Source organism: Saccharopolyspora mangrovi, assembly GCF_035320975.1.
GTDB classification, from domain to species: domain Bacteria; phylum Actinomycetota; class Actinomycetes; order Mycobacteriales; family Pseudonocardiaceae; genus Saccharopolyspora; species Saccharopolyspora mangrovi.
The window spans coordinates 295422-311190 of sequence record NZ_JAWLNX010000002.1 but is presented as its reverse complement, the minus strand read 5'-3'; the positions used below and the strand labels follow the sequence as shown (position 1 = coordinate 311190).

Below are 15769 nucleotides of genomic sequence, written 5' to 3'. Positions count from 1 at the left end.
CCGGGCCGATGCCGACGAACCGGCACGCCGGGACCAGCGTGCAAATCGCCCAGTCGAGCCAGAGATCGTGCCGCAGGGGGAGGCCTGGCAGGAGACGGCGGTGTGGCAGTGGGACGTGGTTTCGCACCCGGTCGGCCGCGCGTCGCGGCAGGCCTGGAGGCTCGCTCAGAGGCAACCGGGCCCTTGGTCGGGACGTCACTCTGATACCAGCAGAAACACGAGTAACGCCGGTAAGAAATTGTTGAGCTGGTGCGTGACTATGGCGGCAGTGAGGTTGCCGGTCAGCATCCGGGCCACGCCCACCGGAATCGAAATGATGAGGAGCAGTGGGGTGCGGAGCGGCTCCGCATGCGCGAGCGCGAAGAGCACGGTCGTGATGGCCAGGATGCCCCAGGCGTTCCACCGCCAGTGCTCGAATGCGCGCCACAGCACACCGCGGAAGAGCAGTTCCTCGCAGATGGGGGCGAGGAGCCAGATGATGAGGAAGACGGCGCCCGCAACGGGTAGGCCGAACTGCTTGCCGCGGAAGGTCTCGCCGAGTGCGGATTCGGCCTGGTCCGGCCCGACCCACCGGGTCCACAGCATCGCGGCGGGCAGACTCACCGCAAGTCCGACGGCTCCGATCAGGAGACCATGACCGGCCGCACGCCAGCTCCAACGCAGAGCCAATTCACGCCGGATCCGCGCGGTACCGGGACCGGCTCCCAGTAGCGCAGTGCCCGTGATGGCCACCAGGGCAGCCAGTACGCCGGGACCCGTGAGGTTCGCGAGCATGGCCGCAGGAGATACGTTGCCGGGCGTCTCTGCGAGCACCAACGCCAGCATCGACGTACCGAGGAAAGTGATCACCGCCGCGGCGAACACGACCATCATGAGAAGACCGGCTCGCCCGCCCTGGGCAGAGCGTTCTTCGGTGGCGGGCATGTGTTCCTCGCTCCGGGCGTCTCGTCAGCCGGACGCCTGACCGTTGCGCGGCTGATGACACCCGATTACCCGGGTCTGGCCGGAGGTACCCGAGCGGCAAAGGCTATTTGCGCCGCCTAGTGAGCCGTACTCGTGCAGCGGACGTGACGTGACTCTTTGCGGCTCAGCTGTGTTTCGAGGAATCGGGTCGACCGCCGGCCGGGGATGTGGGCTGTTCGTCTCGTTCGGCGTCGGGGGCGGTTCGCGGCGAGGCGATCTGGTGGGTGGTGTCGGTCTCGGCCGCTGTGGCCATGGCCTCGGCGGCGGCTTCCGATGCCCTGGCGGCGTCTTCGGCTGCTCGTGCCGCCGACTCGTCGGCGGAGCCTCCTGGTGCGGCCGTGGTTTTCGGCAGTGCCTCGGTGAAGGCCCGGGAGACGTCCTGGAGCGCCGAGGTGACTTCGCTCGGGATCACCCAGAAGGTGTTGCCTGAGCCTTGGGCCAGCTGGGGGAGTACCTGGAGGTACTGGTAGGCGAGGAGCTTGGGATCCGGGTCGTTGTGGTGGACGGCCTGGAACACCTGGTCGATGGCGCGGGCCTGGCCTTCGGCCTTCAGGATCTCCGCGGAACGGTTGCCCTCGGCGCGGAGCACGGCGCCCTGTTTCTCGCCCTCGGCGGTGAGGATGTGCGACTGACGTTGGCCTTCGGCGGAGAGGATGACCGCGCGCTTGTCGCGTTCCGCTCGCATTTGCTTTTCCATCGCGTCCTTGATGGTCTGAGGCGGATCGATGGCTTTGATCTCCACCCGGTTGACGCGCAGTCCCCACTTGCCGGTGGCGTCGTCGAGCACGCCGCGCAGCTGGCTGTTGATGGTGTCGCGTGAGGTCAGCGTGCTCTCCAGATCCATGGACCCGACGACGTTGCGCAGCGTGGTAACGGTGAGCTGTTCCACGGCCTGCAGGTAGTCGGCGATTTCGTAGGCGGCAGCTCTGGGGTCGGTGACCTGGAAGTAGACGACGGTGTCGATCTCGACGACTAGGTTGTCCTCAGTGATGACCGGCTGCGGGGCGAAGGAGATGACGCGCTCCCGGAGGTCGATTTTGGGGTGGACGCGGTCGACGTACGGGATGACGAAGTTCAGGCCTGGGCGCAGGGTGCGCTGGTAGCGGCCGAGCCGTTCGACGTTCCGGGCTCGTGCTTGTGGCACGATCTGCACCGCGCGAAACACGGTGACGACCACGAGCAGGACGAGAAGTACTGCTGCGATCAGCGCGGCTGAGAATTCCATGGGGTCACTCCTGTGAGTAGACGATGGCGGTGCTCCCGCTGATCCGCATCACGTTGACGGTCGCGCCGACGGGGATCACCACCGTGTCGTCGTACGGGCGCGCCGTCCACTCCTCGCCATTGAGGCGGATCCGGCCGCTTTGGCACGTCACCTCCTGAAGAACGGAGGCGGTCCTTCCGATCAGCGAGTCCACTCCGAAAAGCTGGGGTTCGGACCGAAACCGGTGGCGGCGTGCAACGGGGCGCACGATGAGGACACCGGCCAGGGAAGCGGCGGCGAAGACCGCGAGCTGGGCGGGCAGCGGCAAACCGATCGCAGCGGTCCCAGCCGTGATCAAGGCAGCGACGCCCAGCATCCCCAGTGCGGCCGTCAGCGTGAAGATCTCCGCGATGCCCAGCAGCACCGCGACGATCAGCCAGATGATCGATTCGCCCATGGCGACCTCTCTGGAAGCGGTCGACCGCTAGTCCGCGACGAGTTCTCGTTTACCACTGTGGGCTGCTGGAACGGCGCAAACAAGGCATGGGCACGACCAAGACGGCGTCGTTTTGTTTCCGGGCTCCTGCAAGCAAGGTGTGCCCCGACGAGGTCTTCTGGACCTGCTCTCCGCGAATGCATGAAGACCGGCCCCACGCACGGCGGACCGCATTGCAGACGATCACCGCCATCGCGGCGGGTCTGCTGGCCTTCCTGCTGGTCTCCGTCCTGCGGAATTCCGCGAGCACGTCAGTGCGATCGAGGGGGCCAGTCGAGGATTTTGGCTCCCAGTACGGCAGCCTCCAGGGGGAAGCGTTGCCCCGGATCGGTGGCGGAGTAACCCGTGAGCTTCCGAACCCGGTCGAGCCGGTAAGAAACGGCGCGCACGCTCAGGTTCAGTTGCTCGGCCGCAGTGTGGATCGTGCCGCAAGCGAAGTATGAGGCGAGTGTTTCGATGAGCGGCCGTGCACCGCCCCGCGCGTGCCGCAGGGGAGCCAGCACAGTGGCTATGAGGTCGTCGATGGCCGCTCGGTCACGGAGCAGGACCTGGAAGACGAGGAAGTCGGCTGCCTTGACGACGCGATTGTGGTAGTCCAGCCGGTCGGCGAACGCGAGGCTCGCCCGGGCTTCGTCATAGGACCTGCGTACTCCTCCGGGGCCCTGATGCGCACGACTGATTCCGATGCGGCACTCCGGCCGGCCCCCGATCGCTTTGGAGACCTGGTCGGCCAGATCGGCGGGAGCTTCAGGAACGGTGCCGGGCGCGACGCACACCAGCGATTCGTCCTTTGTCGTGAACAGCAGATCCCGTGTATCGAAACAACGGCACAAGGCCGTCTCGGCAGCGCTGAGAGCCTGGGTGCTCTCGTGGAACGCTAGATCGCCCTCGATGACGATGACCACGTGGCTTTCGGCCAGGCGAAGACCGAACCGCTGAGCCCGTTCGGCCATGGTCCCCAGATCGGTGCTTCCGTGGAACAGATCATCGATGAACTCCCGCCGAGCGGCCTCCTCTTGTCGCAGCGCCAGTCGATGGGCGTTCTCGTACCCATCAGCGACCGCGGCGACCGCATCGGCCACCGCGCGGAAGCCGGCTTCCGCTGCCCGTTCGGACTCCGGTTTCGATTCCGGGAGAGCTTCCCGCCACGTCAGGCGTGTCGCGATGAGATAGCAGCGAAGGAGGTCCTGCAGCGGAACCCCGGATTCCGCCGCCCTCCGGCCGGAGCCGTGGCACGCCTCAATCTCCTGGCGGGTGGGTTTCCGGCCGGTTGAGAGGACGGCGTTGAGAACATCCGGATAACTCGCGAGGAAGGTAGCACCCACCCCGGCCAGCTTGGAGGCGTTGGCCGTGATTTCGGCGCATGTCGCTCGCCCATCCTGCACGGAATGCATCATAATCCGGTTTTGAGGCAGGTGAGCGTGAGTCGAATGCGGACCTTCCCACTCGTGCACCTGTCGGCACGGGACTGGTGGGGAGTGCACGGCCGAGGCCGCTCCCCGGTGCCGCGCCTGGCGATTGCCGACGTGTTGCACAAGACCGGGTGGCGCCGAATCGCTACCCGATGAGCCACATCGCGGCGAGCAGGCCAGGGACCGCAGCGCCGAAACCGCCGAACGCGTGCACGATCGCTGCGAGCACCGATCGTCGGCCACCGGCCCCGGCGAGCAGACGCATGGCGAACCGGCTGAACAAGCAGTACGTGAACAGCGCGCTGCCGAGGCCGATGCTCAAGCCCGTGCGAGCCTCGCCAGGACCACTGACCGCGAGCGCCACGCCGGTCGCTGCGCCGAGCAGGAACGCCCCGACGAGGCTGACCATGACGGCATCCCACCGCAGCATGCCGTCATCGTCCCGCCGAAGCTGTTCGACGAGTGCTCGCAGCAATACCCCGCCGATGCCGCCGAGGAGCATGGCCAGAGTGTTCATCATCGCGCCGCCTGGGAATCTGATAACTCGTCGGGCCACCGTGGTCTTCCCGGTGCCGGTCGATCGGATGTGTCGTACCTCGAGTACTACCAAAGGTCGGCATGAGACCGAAGAAGGCATCGTGGCTAATTACCTTTCGGTACTGCCTTTCTCCGTTTCGAGTGACAAGTGCGCCCAAGCATCTGGAAAGCGCAGTTGTTTCACATCTGTTTCGCGTGCGGTATCCCGATACGAGGCTTAAGGTGTCGTGTGCCGCTCGCGGTAAGCGGCGGCCGTTGGCTTCCGGCGGCTCGCCTGATCCGGTTTGGGGGAAGCTTCGATGGCTGAGCGAACAGAACGTCGCCCCGGTTATCGCCAAGGGCTCGGGGGCGAGCTGCTTGCCGAATTCCTGGGCACTTTCGTCCTGATATTGCTGGGGTGCGCATCAGTTGCCGTCGCAGTCGCCGGACTGCCGGGGTCTGGACGGCAAACAGACCCCTTCGGGGCGGCGAACTGGCTGATCATCGTGTTCGGCTGGGGCTTCGGGGTGGTGTTCGGTGTCTACGTCGCAGGGGGAGTCAGCGGCGCGCACATCAACCCCGCTGTGACGCTCGCGTTCGCCGTACGGCGAAGGTTCCCGTGGCTGAAGGTTCTCCCATACATGATCGCCCAGGTTGTGGGAGCCTTCGTCGCCGCCGCGCTGGTCTACTCGGTGTACAGCTGGGCCATCGATGCGTTCAACGCCAAGGCCGGCGTGGCTCGAGACCAGTCCCTGGACACGTTCGCGATCTTCGCGACATTTCCCGCGGAGTACTTCGGGGGGTCATGGTGGGGCCCGCTGCTCGATCAAATTGTGGGAACAGCAGTTCTCGTGATGCTCATCTTCGCTCTCATCGACACGCGGAACACTGCTCCGACGTCCAATCTTGGACCGTTTTTGATCGGCATGGTGGTCACCACGATCGGATTGACCTTCGGCCCCAACGCCGGATACGCCATCAACCCGGCGCGTGATTTCGGCCCCCGTCTTTGGACGTTCTTCACCGGCTGGGGCGACATCGCACTGCCGGGTACCTACGAAACGTTCAGCTTCTACTTCTGGATTCCCATCGTCGGACCGCTCGTCGGCGGGGTGATCGGCGCGATCGTCTACGACATGTTCATCGGACACGTAGTTGCGGCACGTACCGCGGGCCCGGAACCGGGGCGGACCACCGAAGTACCGCCTGACGAATAGGAGCCCATTGGCCCGGTTAGTGCATCGCGCTGAATCCTGGCGCCGCCGAGCAAACCAACATGCGCGAGGGGCGCGGCGAGCGCGTCGGCGTCGTTGGGTTGACCGCGCAGCGACCGTTGAGACGTCCCCAGATGCGTCGGCAAGCCCGATGAAATCTCTACGTGGACGCCCGCGTGGTCGAACTGCTGGACGAGGTCGGCGCGCGTCTTAAAAGGTGCTCATGCCTGGTCGTCGAGAGGTGGCCGTGGCGTTCAGTCGGTGTTGGTCTTCTCGAGGCGTTGGTACATCTTGTTGCGTGTGCTCAGGATGATCGATGCGAGCAGGGCGGCGAGCAGTGAGCCGGCGAGGACTGCGGTTTTGACGTGGTCGGTGCGGGGGTCTGCGGGGTCGTAAGCGAGTTCGCCGATCAGCAGCGAGACGGTGAAGCCGATTCCGGCGAGCAGGGCTACGCCGGCCAAGTCCCACCACGACAGTCCGGGGTCCAGGCTGGCGCGGGTGAATTTGGCCAGTACGAACGTCGACCCGAGAATGCCTGTGAGCTTGCCGAGGACGAGCCCGGCGACCACGCCGAGGGCGACCGAATCGGTCAGGGCGGAGGCGAGGCTGTGGCCGCTGAGGGGCACTCCCGCGGCGAACAGGGCGAACAGGGGGACAGCGACCGAGGCTGAGATCGGGCGCCACTTGTGTTCGAGGCGCTCGGCGACCCCCGTCGGCTCGTTGTCGCGGGCCAGGACGGGGACGGTGAAGGCGAGCAAGACTCCGGCGATCGTGGCGTGGACTCCGGAGGCGTGGACGAACAACCACGCCAGCAGTCCCAGCGGCACAAGGGCCCACCACCAGGTCTTGCGCAGCTGCACCAGCAGTCCGAACACAGCGAGGGGAACCAGTGCGGCCGCCAGCATCCCCGGGTGGAAGCTGTCGGTGTAGAACACGGCGATGACGGTGATGGCCAGTAGGTCGTCGACCACGGCGAGGGTGAGGAGGAAAGCGCGCAGGGAGGTCGGTAGGTGTGAGGAGATCACGGCCAGAACGGCGAGTGCGAAGGCGATGTCGGTGGCGGTGGGGATCGCCCAGCCTCGCAGCGCTGTTCCGTCTGCGCCGATGTTGAGGGCGATGAAGATCAGTGCTGGTGCGATCATTCCGCATACCGCTGCCACGATCGGCACCACGGCGGTCCGGGGGTTGCGCAACTCGCCCGAGACGAATTCGCGTTTGAGTTCCAAACCGACGACGAAGAAGAAGATCGCCAGGAGTCCGTCGGAGGTCCAGTGCGCGATGTCCAGGTCGAGACCGAGGGCGGCGCCACCGGGCCACGGAACGAAGGACCGTGCTGCTTCGTAGGTGTCGTGCCAGGGTGTGTTTGCCCAGATCAGGGCGATCCCCGCGGCGACCAGGAGCAGGCTGCCGCCTACCGTCTCCGTCCGCAGGACCTGCGCCACGGTGCCGGCCTCGCGGCCTGAGATGCGGGCCAGCAACGTGCGTGGGGAAGTGCGCGCGGTGTTCATGAGATGTCCATCTGATCGGGGACTGTTGACCTCGCCGACCAGACTTCCCGGCACACCTAGCCACATATTCTACGCGAGCCACCGCGCCCGCGTCCTCCCGGCCCCATCCAGAGGGAGGCAGGCGAGCACCGGGCCTGCCGCGGCGCTTGCCAGCTTGCGTGCCACCGCGTTGCCCTGTTGGCGTGGTCCCCTAGGTTCGGCGGAGGCTCGGTTACCTCGCGCAGAGTCGTCGTCGAACGCTGCTCACTTGGCCTCGCGGGTGTGCCGAAATAGCTCGCACTGGGTGTCACGGCGGTCGGTTGCGCTCGTGCCACGATGCGTAGGTCAGCAGCAAGGCGGCCGTGAGGGCCGCGACGAAGAATTCCATCCCCTGCCCGAGGACCAAGCTCAGAAAGGCGAACAGTGCTGCCAGAACACCCAGCGCCCGCCACAAGGTCATCCAGCGCATCACCTTCGTGATAGCTCGAGGTGTCGTCATCCTGTGCGCGAATTCTGGATCATCAGAACTGAGCTGACGTGCGATCTTCTTGAGACGACGGCGTTCACGGCCGCGGGACATGAAATCCCCCAAACTGCTCTGGCGAAGTGCAAAGCCAGCCACCGTGGTTCTGCTGGTGGAACGGATGTTGCGTTCTGCCGTACCGGATCTTTGTCGACCAGAGCGGAGTGTCGCGAGCGAAGCGTGGCGAGGCCGCCAGCTGCGCGGGTTGGCCATCGGGAGGGTTTCAAGTTTACCGTCGCGCGCTCTCTCGGAGGCCGTTCGAGGCGTGATCACGAAATCTCAACCAAGCTTGAAGTCGATCGTGCTGTCAACATTGCCAGCAGTTTCACGCAGGAGAGTGGTTCCGCAGGTCGGCGGAGCAGCAGTGTGACGCAGCGGATTGCTGATGAAGGTGTTGTGGAAGTGCCGGAAGACGCCTCTAGGATGGCGCTGATCCGCGCGTGGAATCCCGCTGCGGAGGACGCTTGATCGAGTGGGTGCCTGCCCGTCGTGCCGAGTTCGGTGAAAGAGGAGCCTTCGTGCCGGGAGCGGATAGGCGAGGGGCCGTCGGGGTCTCGGCGCCCGAGGAAGCGTCGTGGGCGATGGCGGAAAGAGAATTCCACCGAAGGGAAAGCGGTCAGGTACGCCATGACTTCAGATCCGGCAGCCTGATCTGGATTGAAGCTCGCCACGCCTGATCAACCCCGACTCCCACCGCCGGGGGAAGAGGCACCACCAGGACCGGAGGCATCATGGGCCTTCCTTCAACGGGTTCGGCACTAGCTTGATGTGGTGCGGCTTTGGCCCGCTGCGGGTTCGACATCATCGCTCTGATCGCAATTCAGCCATCGAACCCACCACTCGGTGTCGACGGGCTCGTTCGCGGCTTCGGCGAACGCGTTGAGCAGTGCGGCCACCTCGCGTCCCTCCTTCGTGATGGAGGGCACGGCCCGCAGCAAGGAGTGGATCTCGGCGCGACGCAGCTTCATCGCATTCCCCAGCAGTGCTTTGCCTTCTTGGGTGAGGCCGAGCCACGCTGCACGGCGGTCATCTCGTCGCCGAGTGCGTGTGATGAGGCCTTTTGCCACCAGCCGGTCAGCCAGACGAGTCGCAGTGGAGGTCGCGACGCCGAGTTCCTGGGCGAGGTCACTGGTTCGCTGCTGGCCAAGCGACACCAGAGCTACCAGGGCACGATATTGAGACACGGTGACCTCGCTGTCCAGCCCGCCCAGACTTCGAGCAGTGATGGCAACCATGGCACGCGCAACCGCCTGAAAAGCATTCAGCAGTTCGTCTTTTCCGGAATCAGGAGCGGGTAGTTGTGACATGGTCACCCCGTTCGGGCCACTTGCACGCAGACCGGCAAGCAAATGCTGACATGGTCAGGCCCGTTGCACAACGGGCCTACAGTGCCGTCTCAATTGCCTGCTCGGAAGCCACGAGCGGGCTCTAGAGCAAGCCACTCGACTGGCCAGCCATGAGCCGCAGTCGGTCCGCGACCACACCTCGATCATTCGACCTGGGCGTCGAGAACGACTAGAGGTGTCCCCTGCATGCACGTCGTGACCCTGCTCGATTCGATTCTTCCCCGGACAAGAGCCCTCACGCCTGGCTGGAGCGTGTGCGGCGGCTGCACCAACAGGTACTCCCGATCAGCAGTTCTCAGGACCACGCAGTTCGGTTCGACGCCGCGCTGCACCTCCCCACGCACGGTCGTCTCTGATCCGCCAACCGATGGCGCAGGTGCCGACGCCGAGGGTGGAGCGGCGGGTGGTGCAGGATCGCCGCAACCTACCGGCACAACGATGGCGATGCTTGCGGCCGTCGTAGCAAGCAACACTCGATAGCTCATCCGGTCTCCTGGGCTGGAACCACGTCGTGTCCACCTGGAACCCTCGACACCGAAATGCCCGCACTCGACCTGCTCAAACCGTCCTACCCAATCTCGTGCTCATTGCAGTGCCGCAAAGAGCTCTCACCACTGTGCTGGCAGCGCGAGCACGAGTAGTGTGATGCGAGAAGACCATCAGGCCGCTCGCGACTTCCAGGGCGGTGACTCCACATGCTTCGTGAATACTTGCGTGCGCACACGAACCCACCCGTGTTCGTGATTTCAGGGATCGTCGCGGTGGGCTTCGTCCTGTGGGGCGTGCTCGCGCCGGGGCACATGTCGGCGGTCGCGGGCTCGGCGAACTCCTTCGTCACGACCTACTTCGAGTGGTTGTACATCATCGCGGCGACGTTCTTCCTGATCTTCGTCGTGGTGTTGATGCTCAGCCGCTACGGTGCGGTGAAGCTGGGCCCGCCTGACTCCACACCTGAGTACAGCAACCTGGCCTGGTTCGCGATGCTGTTCACCGCTGGCATGGGCATCGGTCTCGTCTTCTACGCGGTCAGCGAACCCATCACGCACTTCACGTCGCCGCCCACCGGCCAGCCGGGAACGGCTGAGGCAGCGCAGAACGCGATGAGCTACACGTTCTTCCATTGGGGTCTGCACCCGTGGGCGATCTACATCGTGCTGGGTCTTTCGTTGGGCTACTTCGCTTTCCGCAGGGGATTGCCGTTGCGTCCCTCCGCAGCGCTGTACCCGTTGCTCGGCGACAGGATCAACGGCTGGGTCGGAAATCTCGTCGACGTTCTCGCGGTGTTCGGAACGCTGTTCGGCCTGGCCACCTCCTTGGGCATCGGCGGCCAGCAAGTGGGCGCAGGAGTGAGTGCGTTGTTCGGCCTCACCAACACGACCACGTTGCAGGTACTGCTGGTCCTGGGAATTACAACGATCGCCGTGGTGTCAGTGATGTTGGGTATCGACAAGGGTATTCGACGACTGTCGCTGGCCAACCTGTGGCTGGCCTTCGGTTTGATGCTGTTCGTGTTCTTCGCCGGGCCATCGTTGGACCTGTTGAACACCATTGCAGCGAACGTCGGGCATTACCTGCAGAACCTCGCCGGGCTCAGCCTGCAGACCTTCCCCGGCGACAGCGTTGCGCAGGAATGGCAGGCGTCCTGGACCCTGTTCTACTGGGGCTGGTGGATCTCCTGGTCGCCGTTCGTGGGCATGTTCATCGCCCGCATCTCGTACGGCCGCACCATTCGAGCATTTATCGTTGGCACCCTGCTCGCCCCGGTCGGGGCATCCATGGTGTGGCTGACGATATTTGGCAACTCCGCGCTGCAGTTGTTGTTGGGCGATCCAAACAACCCGCTGGCTGACGCAACTTCGGAGTCTGCGCTGTTCGTGATGCTCAACCAGCTGACCGTGCCCGGAGTCGTCACGCTCGTCGCCTCAGTCGTCGCGATCCTCGTGGTGGTGCTGTTCTTCGCGACCTCCTCGGATTCCGGCTCGTTGGTGGTCGACATCCTCACCAACGGTGGTGATCCACATCCACGGTGGCAGCAGAGGCTCTTCTGGGCCGTGCTGGAAGGCGTCATCGCGGCGGTATTGCTCCTCGCGGGCGGCGCAGCTGGCGGTGAAGCTCTCGGCGCGCTGCAGACGGCCTCGATCGTGGCTGGGTTGCCGTTCTGCGTGGTCTTGTTGTTCCTGTGCTGGGGGCTCGTTCGGGGTCTGAGAACTGAACGGCTGCCAGCCGTCGCCTCCTTGCCACCGGAGCCATTGACCGAACTGCGGCGGAGCACGCAGCGCCGGAGTCCATGGTTGAGATCGCGTGGCAAGTACTAGCCGCAGTGGAGAACCGCCCTGGAGATTGGCAAATCTAGGGATATGACGGTCGCCGGGCGTTCCTAGTCGTGATCGGGATGTGCGCGCGGTGGCGTGCCGACCTTCCAGTAGTACCTGCAGGAAAGGCCACCGGCGCCGAGACAGATGCCCAAGAAGATCAAACTCGGCAGATTCAGGACGATGCCACCGAGAAGGAAGACGCCACCCAAGGTCGCCGTTGCCGAGAGCATACGAGTTTGCCAGTCCGCAGTGGATCGCACTGGTGCCCTCCGGACGTATGCCACCAGCCCCGGGTCAGTCTCTTCGAACCAGTGCTCGATCTCGCGCAACTGTCGTCGCTCGTGCCGACTCAACATCGCAGGCCCCCGAACCACTACTCGTCGCACTACGCTGCAGGCCGTTGTTCCCCTCAGCCGGCCAAGGGACACGATCGCGGAGAGGGCAGCCATGCCCCACCGTGGGCTCGCGCGTGCTGGGACTCGCCCGGTCGTTGTGCCTGTCCTCTACCTAGCGGCTTCGGAAGATATTCCGGCAGCGACGCACCCCGGGCAGAAATGGAGACCGAAGGACCAAGCCGATCCGCGCCAACCACAGCGCTGCAACTCTCGCCAACGTGTCGGCCATCCGTTGTCGGCGCTGGTCCAGCGTCTGATCGCGTACCCGCACCCATCGCACACGACTCTGAGGGCGGCCTGCTCGCCCCGTGGTTCCGGGCGAGCCACCCGTGCTTCCGGAATGATCGTCATAGTCTGTCCTTTTGGATGCGATCGTGCCGGCCCATACTGCGTCGAACGCCAAACCTTCCTGCGTTTGCACAGGCTGACCAACCGCAGCCACGCCTGTTCCCTCCGTTTATGTGCAATCTTGCAAGTAAAGGATGAGTGGGGTGGAGCTGCAGAGCAACGTGTTCCCTCAGCCATTTTTGGCGGGCTTCATTTCAGCATTCATGCAAGATTTCCGGGGCTTGCCCGCGCCACCGAGCACGAGCTCCAGGCGAGGACTCTGCGTCCTGGGAGTCTCCCTATGCGACTAGGAAGGCGTGGGGACACGAGTCCCTTGATTGAAGGGGCAGTAGCTGCCTGCGAGTTCGCCGGTGAGGCGGCCGTGCATGGCGGCGCTGCGGGTGTTGAGCCCGACGATGTCGACCTGCTTGTCGCGGGCCTCGTACTTGCTCGAAGGTGTAGCGCCGCGATTCGTGAGTGCTCGTCAGGAAAGCGAAAACCGCCGCAAAACGCAGAGAAGTTGAGATCAACGTCTTGCCGGGTCAGCCAGCTTTTCAAGCGTGAAGCCGCTGGTGGCGAAGCCCCTGGTAGTCGTTCCGCATCAACGTCTGAGGCTCGTCAGATCGCACGTCGCCATTCCCGATCGTCGCCTGGTGCCCCTGCAGCCAGGCTGTTTGGCACTGGTTATGGCGCGGGACCTAGGGTTCGTCCGCGCGCAGTTGGTAGCCGCTCGTCCAGGCGTGTGGCAGGGAGGCCGCCAGTTCCGCGAGCGGGGTGGGTTTGCTCAGGTAGTAGCCCTGGACGTGGTCGCAGCCGATGCTTCCGAGGAAGTCGAGTTGTTGGGCGGTTTCGACACCTTCTGCCACGACCTCGAGCCCGATCCCGTGGGCCATGGTGACGACGCTGGTGACGATGATCCGGAGTTCGTCGGACTCGACCAGGTCGGTGATGAACGAGCGGTCGATCTTGAGGGTGTCCAGCGGGAGTCGTCGTAGCTGGGCCAGCGAGGAATATCCGGTGCCGAAGTCGTCGATCGCCAGTGACACGCCCAACTCGCGCAAGGTGTTCAGCACGCGCGCTGCCGCCGCCGGGTCGTGCATGATCGCTTCCTCGGTGAGCTCGAGGCACAGCGCCCGGCCGGGCAGGCCCGAATCCGCGAGGGCGTGCTGCACGAGGGCTTGCAGGCCGGGGTCGTCGAGCTGACGTGGTGAGAGGTTCGCGTTGAGGACCAGGTCGAGCTGGTGGCGCTCGCGTTCGGTGGCGACTTGGCGGGTCGCGGTGTGCAGCATGTGCGCGCTGACGGAGTTGATCAAGTCGCTTTCCTCGGCCACGGGGATGAATTCACCGGGTGGGATCGGTCCGTGGGCCGGGTGCTGCCACCTCAGCAATCCCTCCACGGCCACCGTGCGATCGACGCGCAGGTCGACGACGGGCTGGTAGGCCACCCAGAGCTGGTCCTGGTGCACGGCGTGGCGCAGGTCTTGTTCCAGTTCCATGTGGCGCTGCACGCGCGTGCGGAGATCGACGTCGAAGAACGCCGAGCATCCACCACCTCGTGCCTTGGCCTGGTACATGGCCACATCGGCGTCGCGCAGGAGGTCCTGGCCGGTGCGGTCATCTCCGGGTTGGGCGATGACGATCCCGATGCTGCCGTTGACGTGCAGGTGTCTGCCGTGCACGTGGATCGGTTCGGTCAGGGCGGCGAGCAGGAGGTTGCTGTGCTTTCCGAGGCTGTCGTCATCGGTCTCGTCGTGGGCGAGGACGACGAACTCGTCCCCACCGAGTCGGCCGACCAGGTCGTCGGGGCGTGTTGCGCGTACCAGCAGCTGCCCGGTGTTGCGCAGGACTTCGTCGCCGACCGCGTGCCCGAGGGAGTCGTTGATGATCTTGAAGTTGTCCAGGTCCAGGTACAGCACGGCTGTCGACTGCTCCTGCTGCCGCGCCTGCTCGATGTGCCGGAGCACCAGCGTGCGGTTGGCCAGGCCTGTGAGCGGGTCATGAGTGGCCTCGTGCTCCAAGCGGTTCTGGGCGGCCCGGCTCTCGGTGATGTCGACGAACGACATGACGATCTTGTAGGGCGTTCCTGTGTCGGTGCGCAACGGGCGAGTCGTGACCGCCAGCCACGCGTTGCGACCATCGGTCCCCTCGAAGCGGACCACCTCGGCGTTGACCGGATCTCCGGGCCACGGGGGTCGGAGGGTCTCCTCGCTCAGCGCCTCACCGGCTTGGTCGAACAGGCGCCAGGACGCAGGGGTAGAACCGACGAGCTCCGACTCGTTCGCACCGAGGATGCGGCGGGCAGAGGGGTTGGACGACTCGATCTCGCCGGACGAGCTGAGCACGATGACGCCCTCGTCGAGCGCATCGACCACGGTCGCGAAATCCTGCTCCGCTCGGTGGCGCTCGGCTTTCTCGTGACGAGCCAGTTCCTCCTGCATCTGCGCTATGTGCCGGGTTTCGCTCAGGATTCGTGCACGCATCGTCTCCACTGCACGCGCAACTGTCGTCAATTCGGGTGGACCTGCCTCTTGAACAGGACGGTCGAGGTCACCCTCCGATACTTGGTTGACCTGGCATACGAGGGTGCGCAGGGGGCGGGTGAGGGAGTTGCGGAGCAGGAGGATGGCCGCTGCCCAGAAGAGGAGACCTGCCAGGACGAGGCCGCCGTTGAGCCAGTTCGCGGCGGTGCGGGCTGCATCGGCTTGGGCTGCTTTCGCGGTCGCGATTCCGTCGACTCGCGCGCTCAACTCGAGCAACGTGCTCCGCAGCGCGTTGGCCCGCTGCTCTTCGGACTGCCTCTCCGCGGGCGACAGGGTTGATGGGCCTGGATCGCCGCTGCGTGCGATCAGCGGCTCGACTGATTCCCGCCGCCAGGTCACCGCGGCTGCAGCGACCTGCCGCTCGAGCTCCTGCACGACCGGGTCGCCGGCCAGCCGATGACGAACGGTTTCCTGGATCTTGGCGGCGTTGTCCTGTTCGGCTTCGTACTGCTTGAGGAAGAAGGGGTCATCGGTCAGCAGGAACGCGCGCACGCGGTTCTCCTGCTCGGAGTAGGCCGTGATCAAACGTGCGATGTCGTTCTGCGCCGGCACGATCTTGGTGACCAATTCCGTCGTCGAGTCCACAGCTCGATCTCGCAGGGCGAACATCGCTGCGGTGATCAGGGCGGTCACCGCGATCAGGGCCCCGACGAGCAGGTATATGCGTCCGATCAGGGAAAACGGTCCTCGCCATCGCGCAGCCACACGGTGAGTATGCGAGACACCACCGAGTACGACACTTCTGCGCAGGACACCATGCCGAGCATGCTCGCGTGGGTGAAAACCACAGGTAGAACGCTCGGGGAGCGCCCTTTTGCGGGACAACATTTGGAAAAGCAATGAATGGTCTCGCACTGGGCGAGGAACCGGCCGCGAGACCGTTCGCATGTGACGGGGTGGCGTCGTTTAGCCGAAAGATCGGGGCATGGCGGTGTTCGTGGCGACCGCCGGCCGCGGAGTCGTCAACCCGACTGACCACAGGCTTCGTTCTAGGGCCACGAGCCGGTGAGCCCCTTCGCCGGCCGGTCCGG

General features: G+C 64.9%; 12 protein-coding genes. 2 read left to right on the top strand and 10 right to left on the bottom strand.

Annotated elements, in window-relative coordinates; all coding sequences use genetic code 11:
• Positions 1–195 precede the first annotated feature (195 nt).
• From R4I43_RS04020 to R4I43_RS04000, 5 genes are all read right to left on the bottom strand, one after another.
• Positions 196–924 (bottom strand): CPBP family intramembrane glutamic endopeptidase, encoded by a 729-nt coding sequence (locus R4I43_RS04020; protein WP_324264135.1) that lies wholly within the window; start codon positions 922–924, stop codon positions 196–198.
• 163 nt (positions 925–1087) lie between these two features.
• A complete protein-coding gene (locus tag R4I43_RS04015; protein WP_324264134.1) occupies positions 1088–2188 on the bottom strand; it encodes an SPFH domain-containing protein in 1101 nt (366 codons plus the stop codon).
• Positions 2189–2192: 4 nt separating this feature from the next.
• Entirely contained in the window at positions 2193–2624 is a 432-nt protein-coding gene (locus R4I43_RS04010; protein WP_324264133.1) for an NfeD family protein, read from the bottom strand.
• A 290-nt stretch (positions 2625–2914) separates the two neighbouring features.
• Positions 2915–4048 carry a PucR family transcriptional regulator gene (locus R4I43_RS04005; RefSeq protein ID WP_324264132.1) on the bottom strand — a complete coding sequence of 378 codons (1134 nt, stop codon included), beginning with the start codon at positions 4046–4048 and terminating at the stop codon, positions 2915–2917.
• A gap of 172 nt (positions 4049–4220) precedes the next feature.
• Complete coding sequence (locus tag R4I43_RS04000; RefSeq protein WP_324264131.1) at positions 4221–4595, bottom strand: hypothetical protein; 375 nt, start codon at positions 4593–4595, stop codon at positions 4221–4223.
• A gap of 316 nt (positions 4596–4911) precedes the next feature.
• Between R4I43_RS04000 and R4I43_RS03995 the strand changes: the two genes are divergently transcribed.
• Entirely contained in the window at positions 4912–5808 is an 897-nt protein-coding gene (locus R4I43_RS03995; RefSeq protein ID WP_324264130.1) for an MIP/aquaporin family protein, read from the top strand.
• 251 nt (positions 5809–6059) lie between these two features.
• On the opposite strand, the gene nhaA is transcribed toward R4I43_RS03995, so the two are convergent.
• The 3 genes from nhaA to R4I43_RS03980 form a co-directional block, all read right to left on the bottom strand.
• Positions 6060–7283, bottom strand: a complete 1224-nt coding sequence (gene nhaA, locus R4I43_RS03990) for a Na+/H+ antiporter NhaA (protein WP_324264301.1) — start codon at positions 7281–7283, stop codon at positions 6060–6062.
• 316 nt (positions 7284–7599) lie between these two features.
• Complete coding sequence (locus tag R4I43_RS03985) at positions 7600–8028, bottom strand: DUF3040 domain-containing protein (protein ID WP_324264129.1); 429 nt, start codon at positions 8026–8028, stop codon at positions 7600–7602.
• A 545-nt stretch (positions 8029–8573) separates the two neighbouring features.
• Positions 8574–9122, bottom strand: coding sequence for a MarR family winged helix-turn-helix transcriptional regulator (locus R4I43_RS03980; protein WP_324264128.1), 549 nt, complete (start codon positions 9120–9122; stop codon positions 8574–8576).
• A 734-nt stretch (positions 9123–9856) separates the two neighbouring features.
• On the opposite strand from R4I43_RS03980, the gene R4I43_RS03975 reads away from it, so the two are divergent.
• Complete coding sequence (locus tag R4I43_RS03975; RefSeq protein ID WP_324264127.1) at positions 9857–11476, top strand: BCCT family transporter; 1620 nt, start codon at positions 9857–9859, stop codon at positions 11474–11476.
• A gap of 62 nt (positions 11477–11538) precedes the next feature.
• Here R4I43_RS03975 and R4I43_RS03970 read toward each other — a convergent pair whose 3' ends face one another.
• Both R4I43_RS03970 and R4I43_RS03965 read right to left on the bottom strand, forming a co-directional pair.
• Positions 11539–11832 (bottom strand): DUF3040 domain-containing protein, encoded by a 294-nt coding sequence (locus R4I43_RS03970; protein WP_324264126.1) that lies wholly within the window; start codon positions 11830–11832, stop codon positions 11539–11541.
• A 1064-nt stretch (positions 11833–12896) separates the two neighbouring features.
• Positions 12897–15566: an EAL domain-containing protein gene (locus R4I43_RS03965; RefSeq protein ID WP_324264125.1), complete on the bottom strand. Its 2670-nt coding sequence runs from the start codon at positions 15564–15566 to the stop codon at positions 12897–12899.
• Positions 15567–15769: the final 203 nt, after the last annotated feature.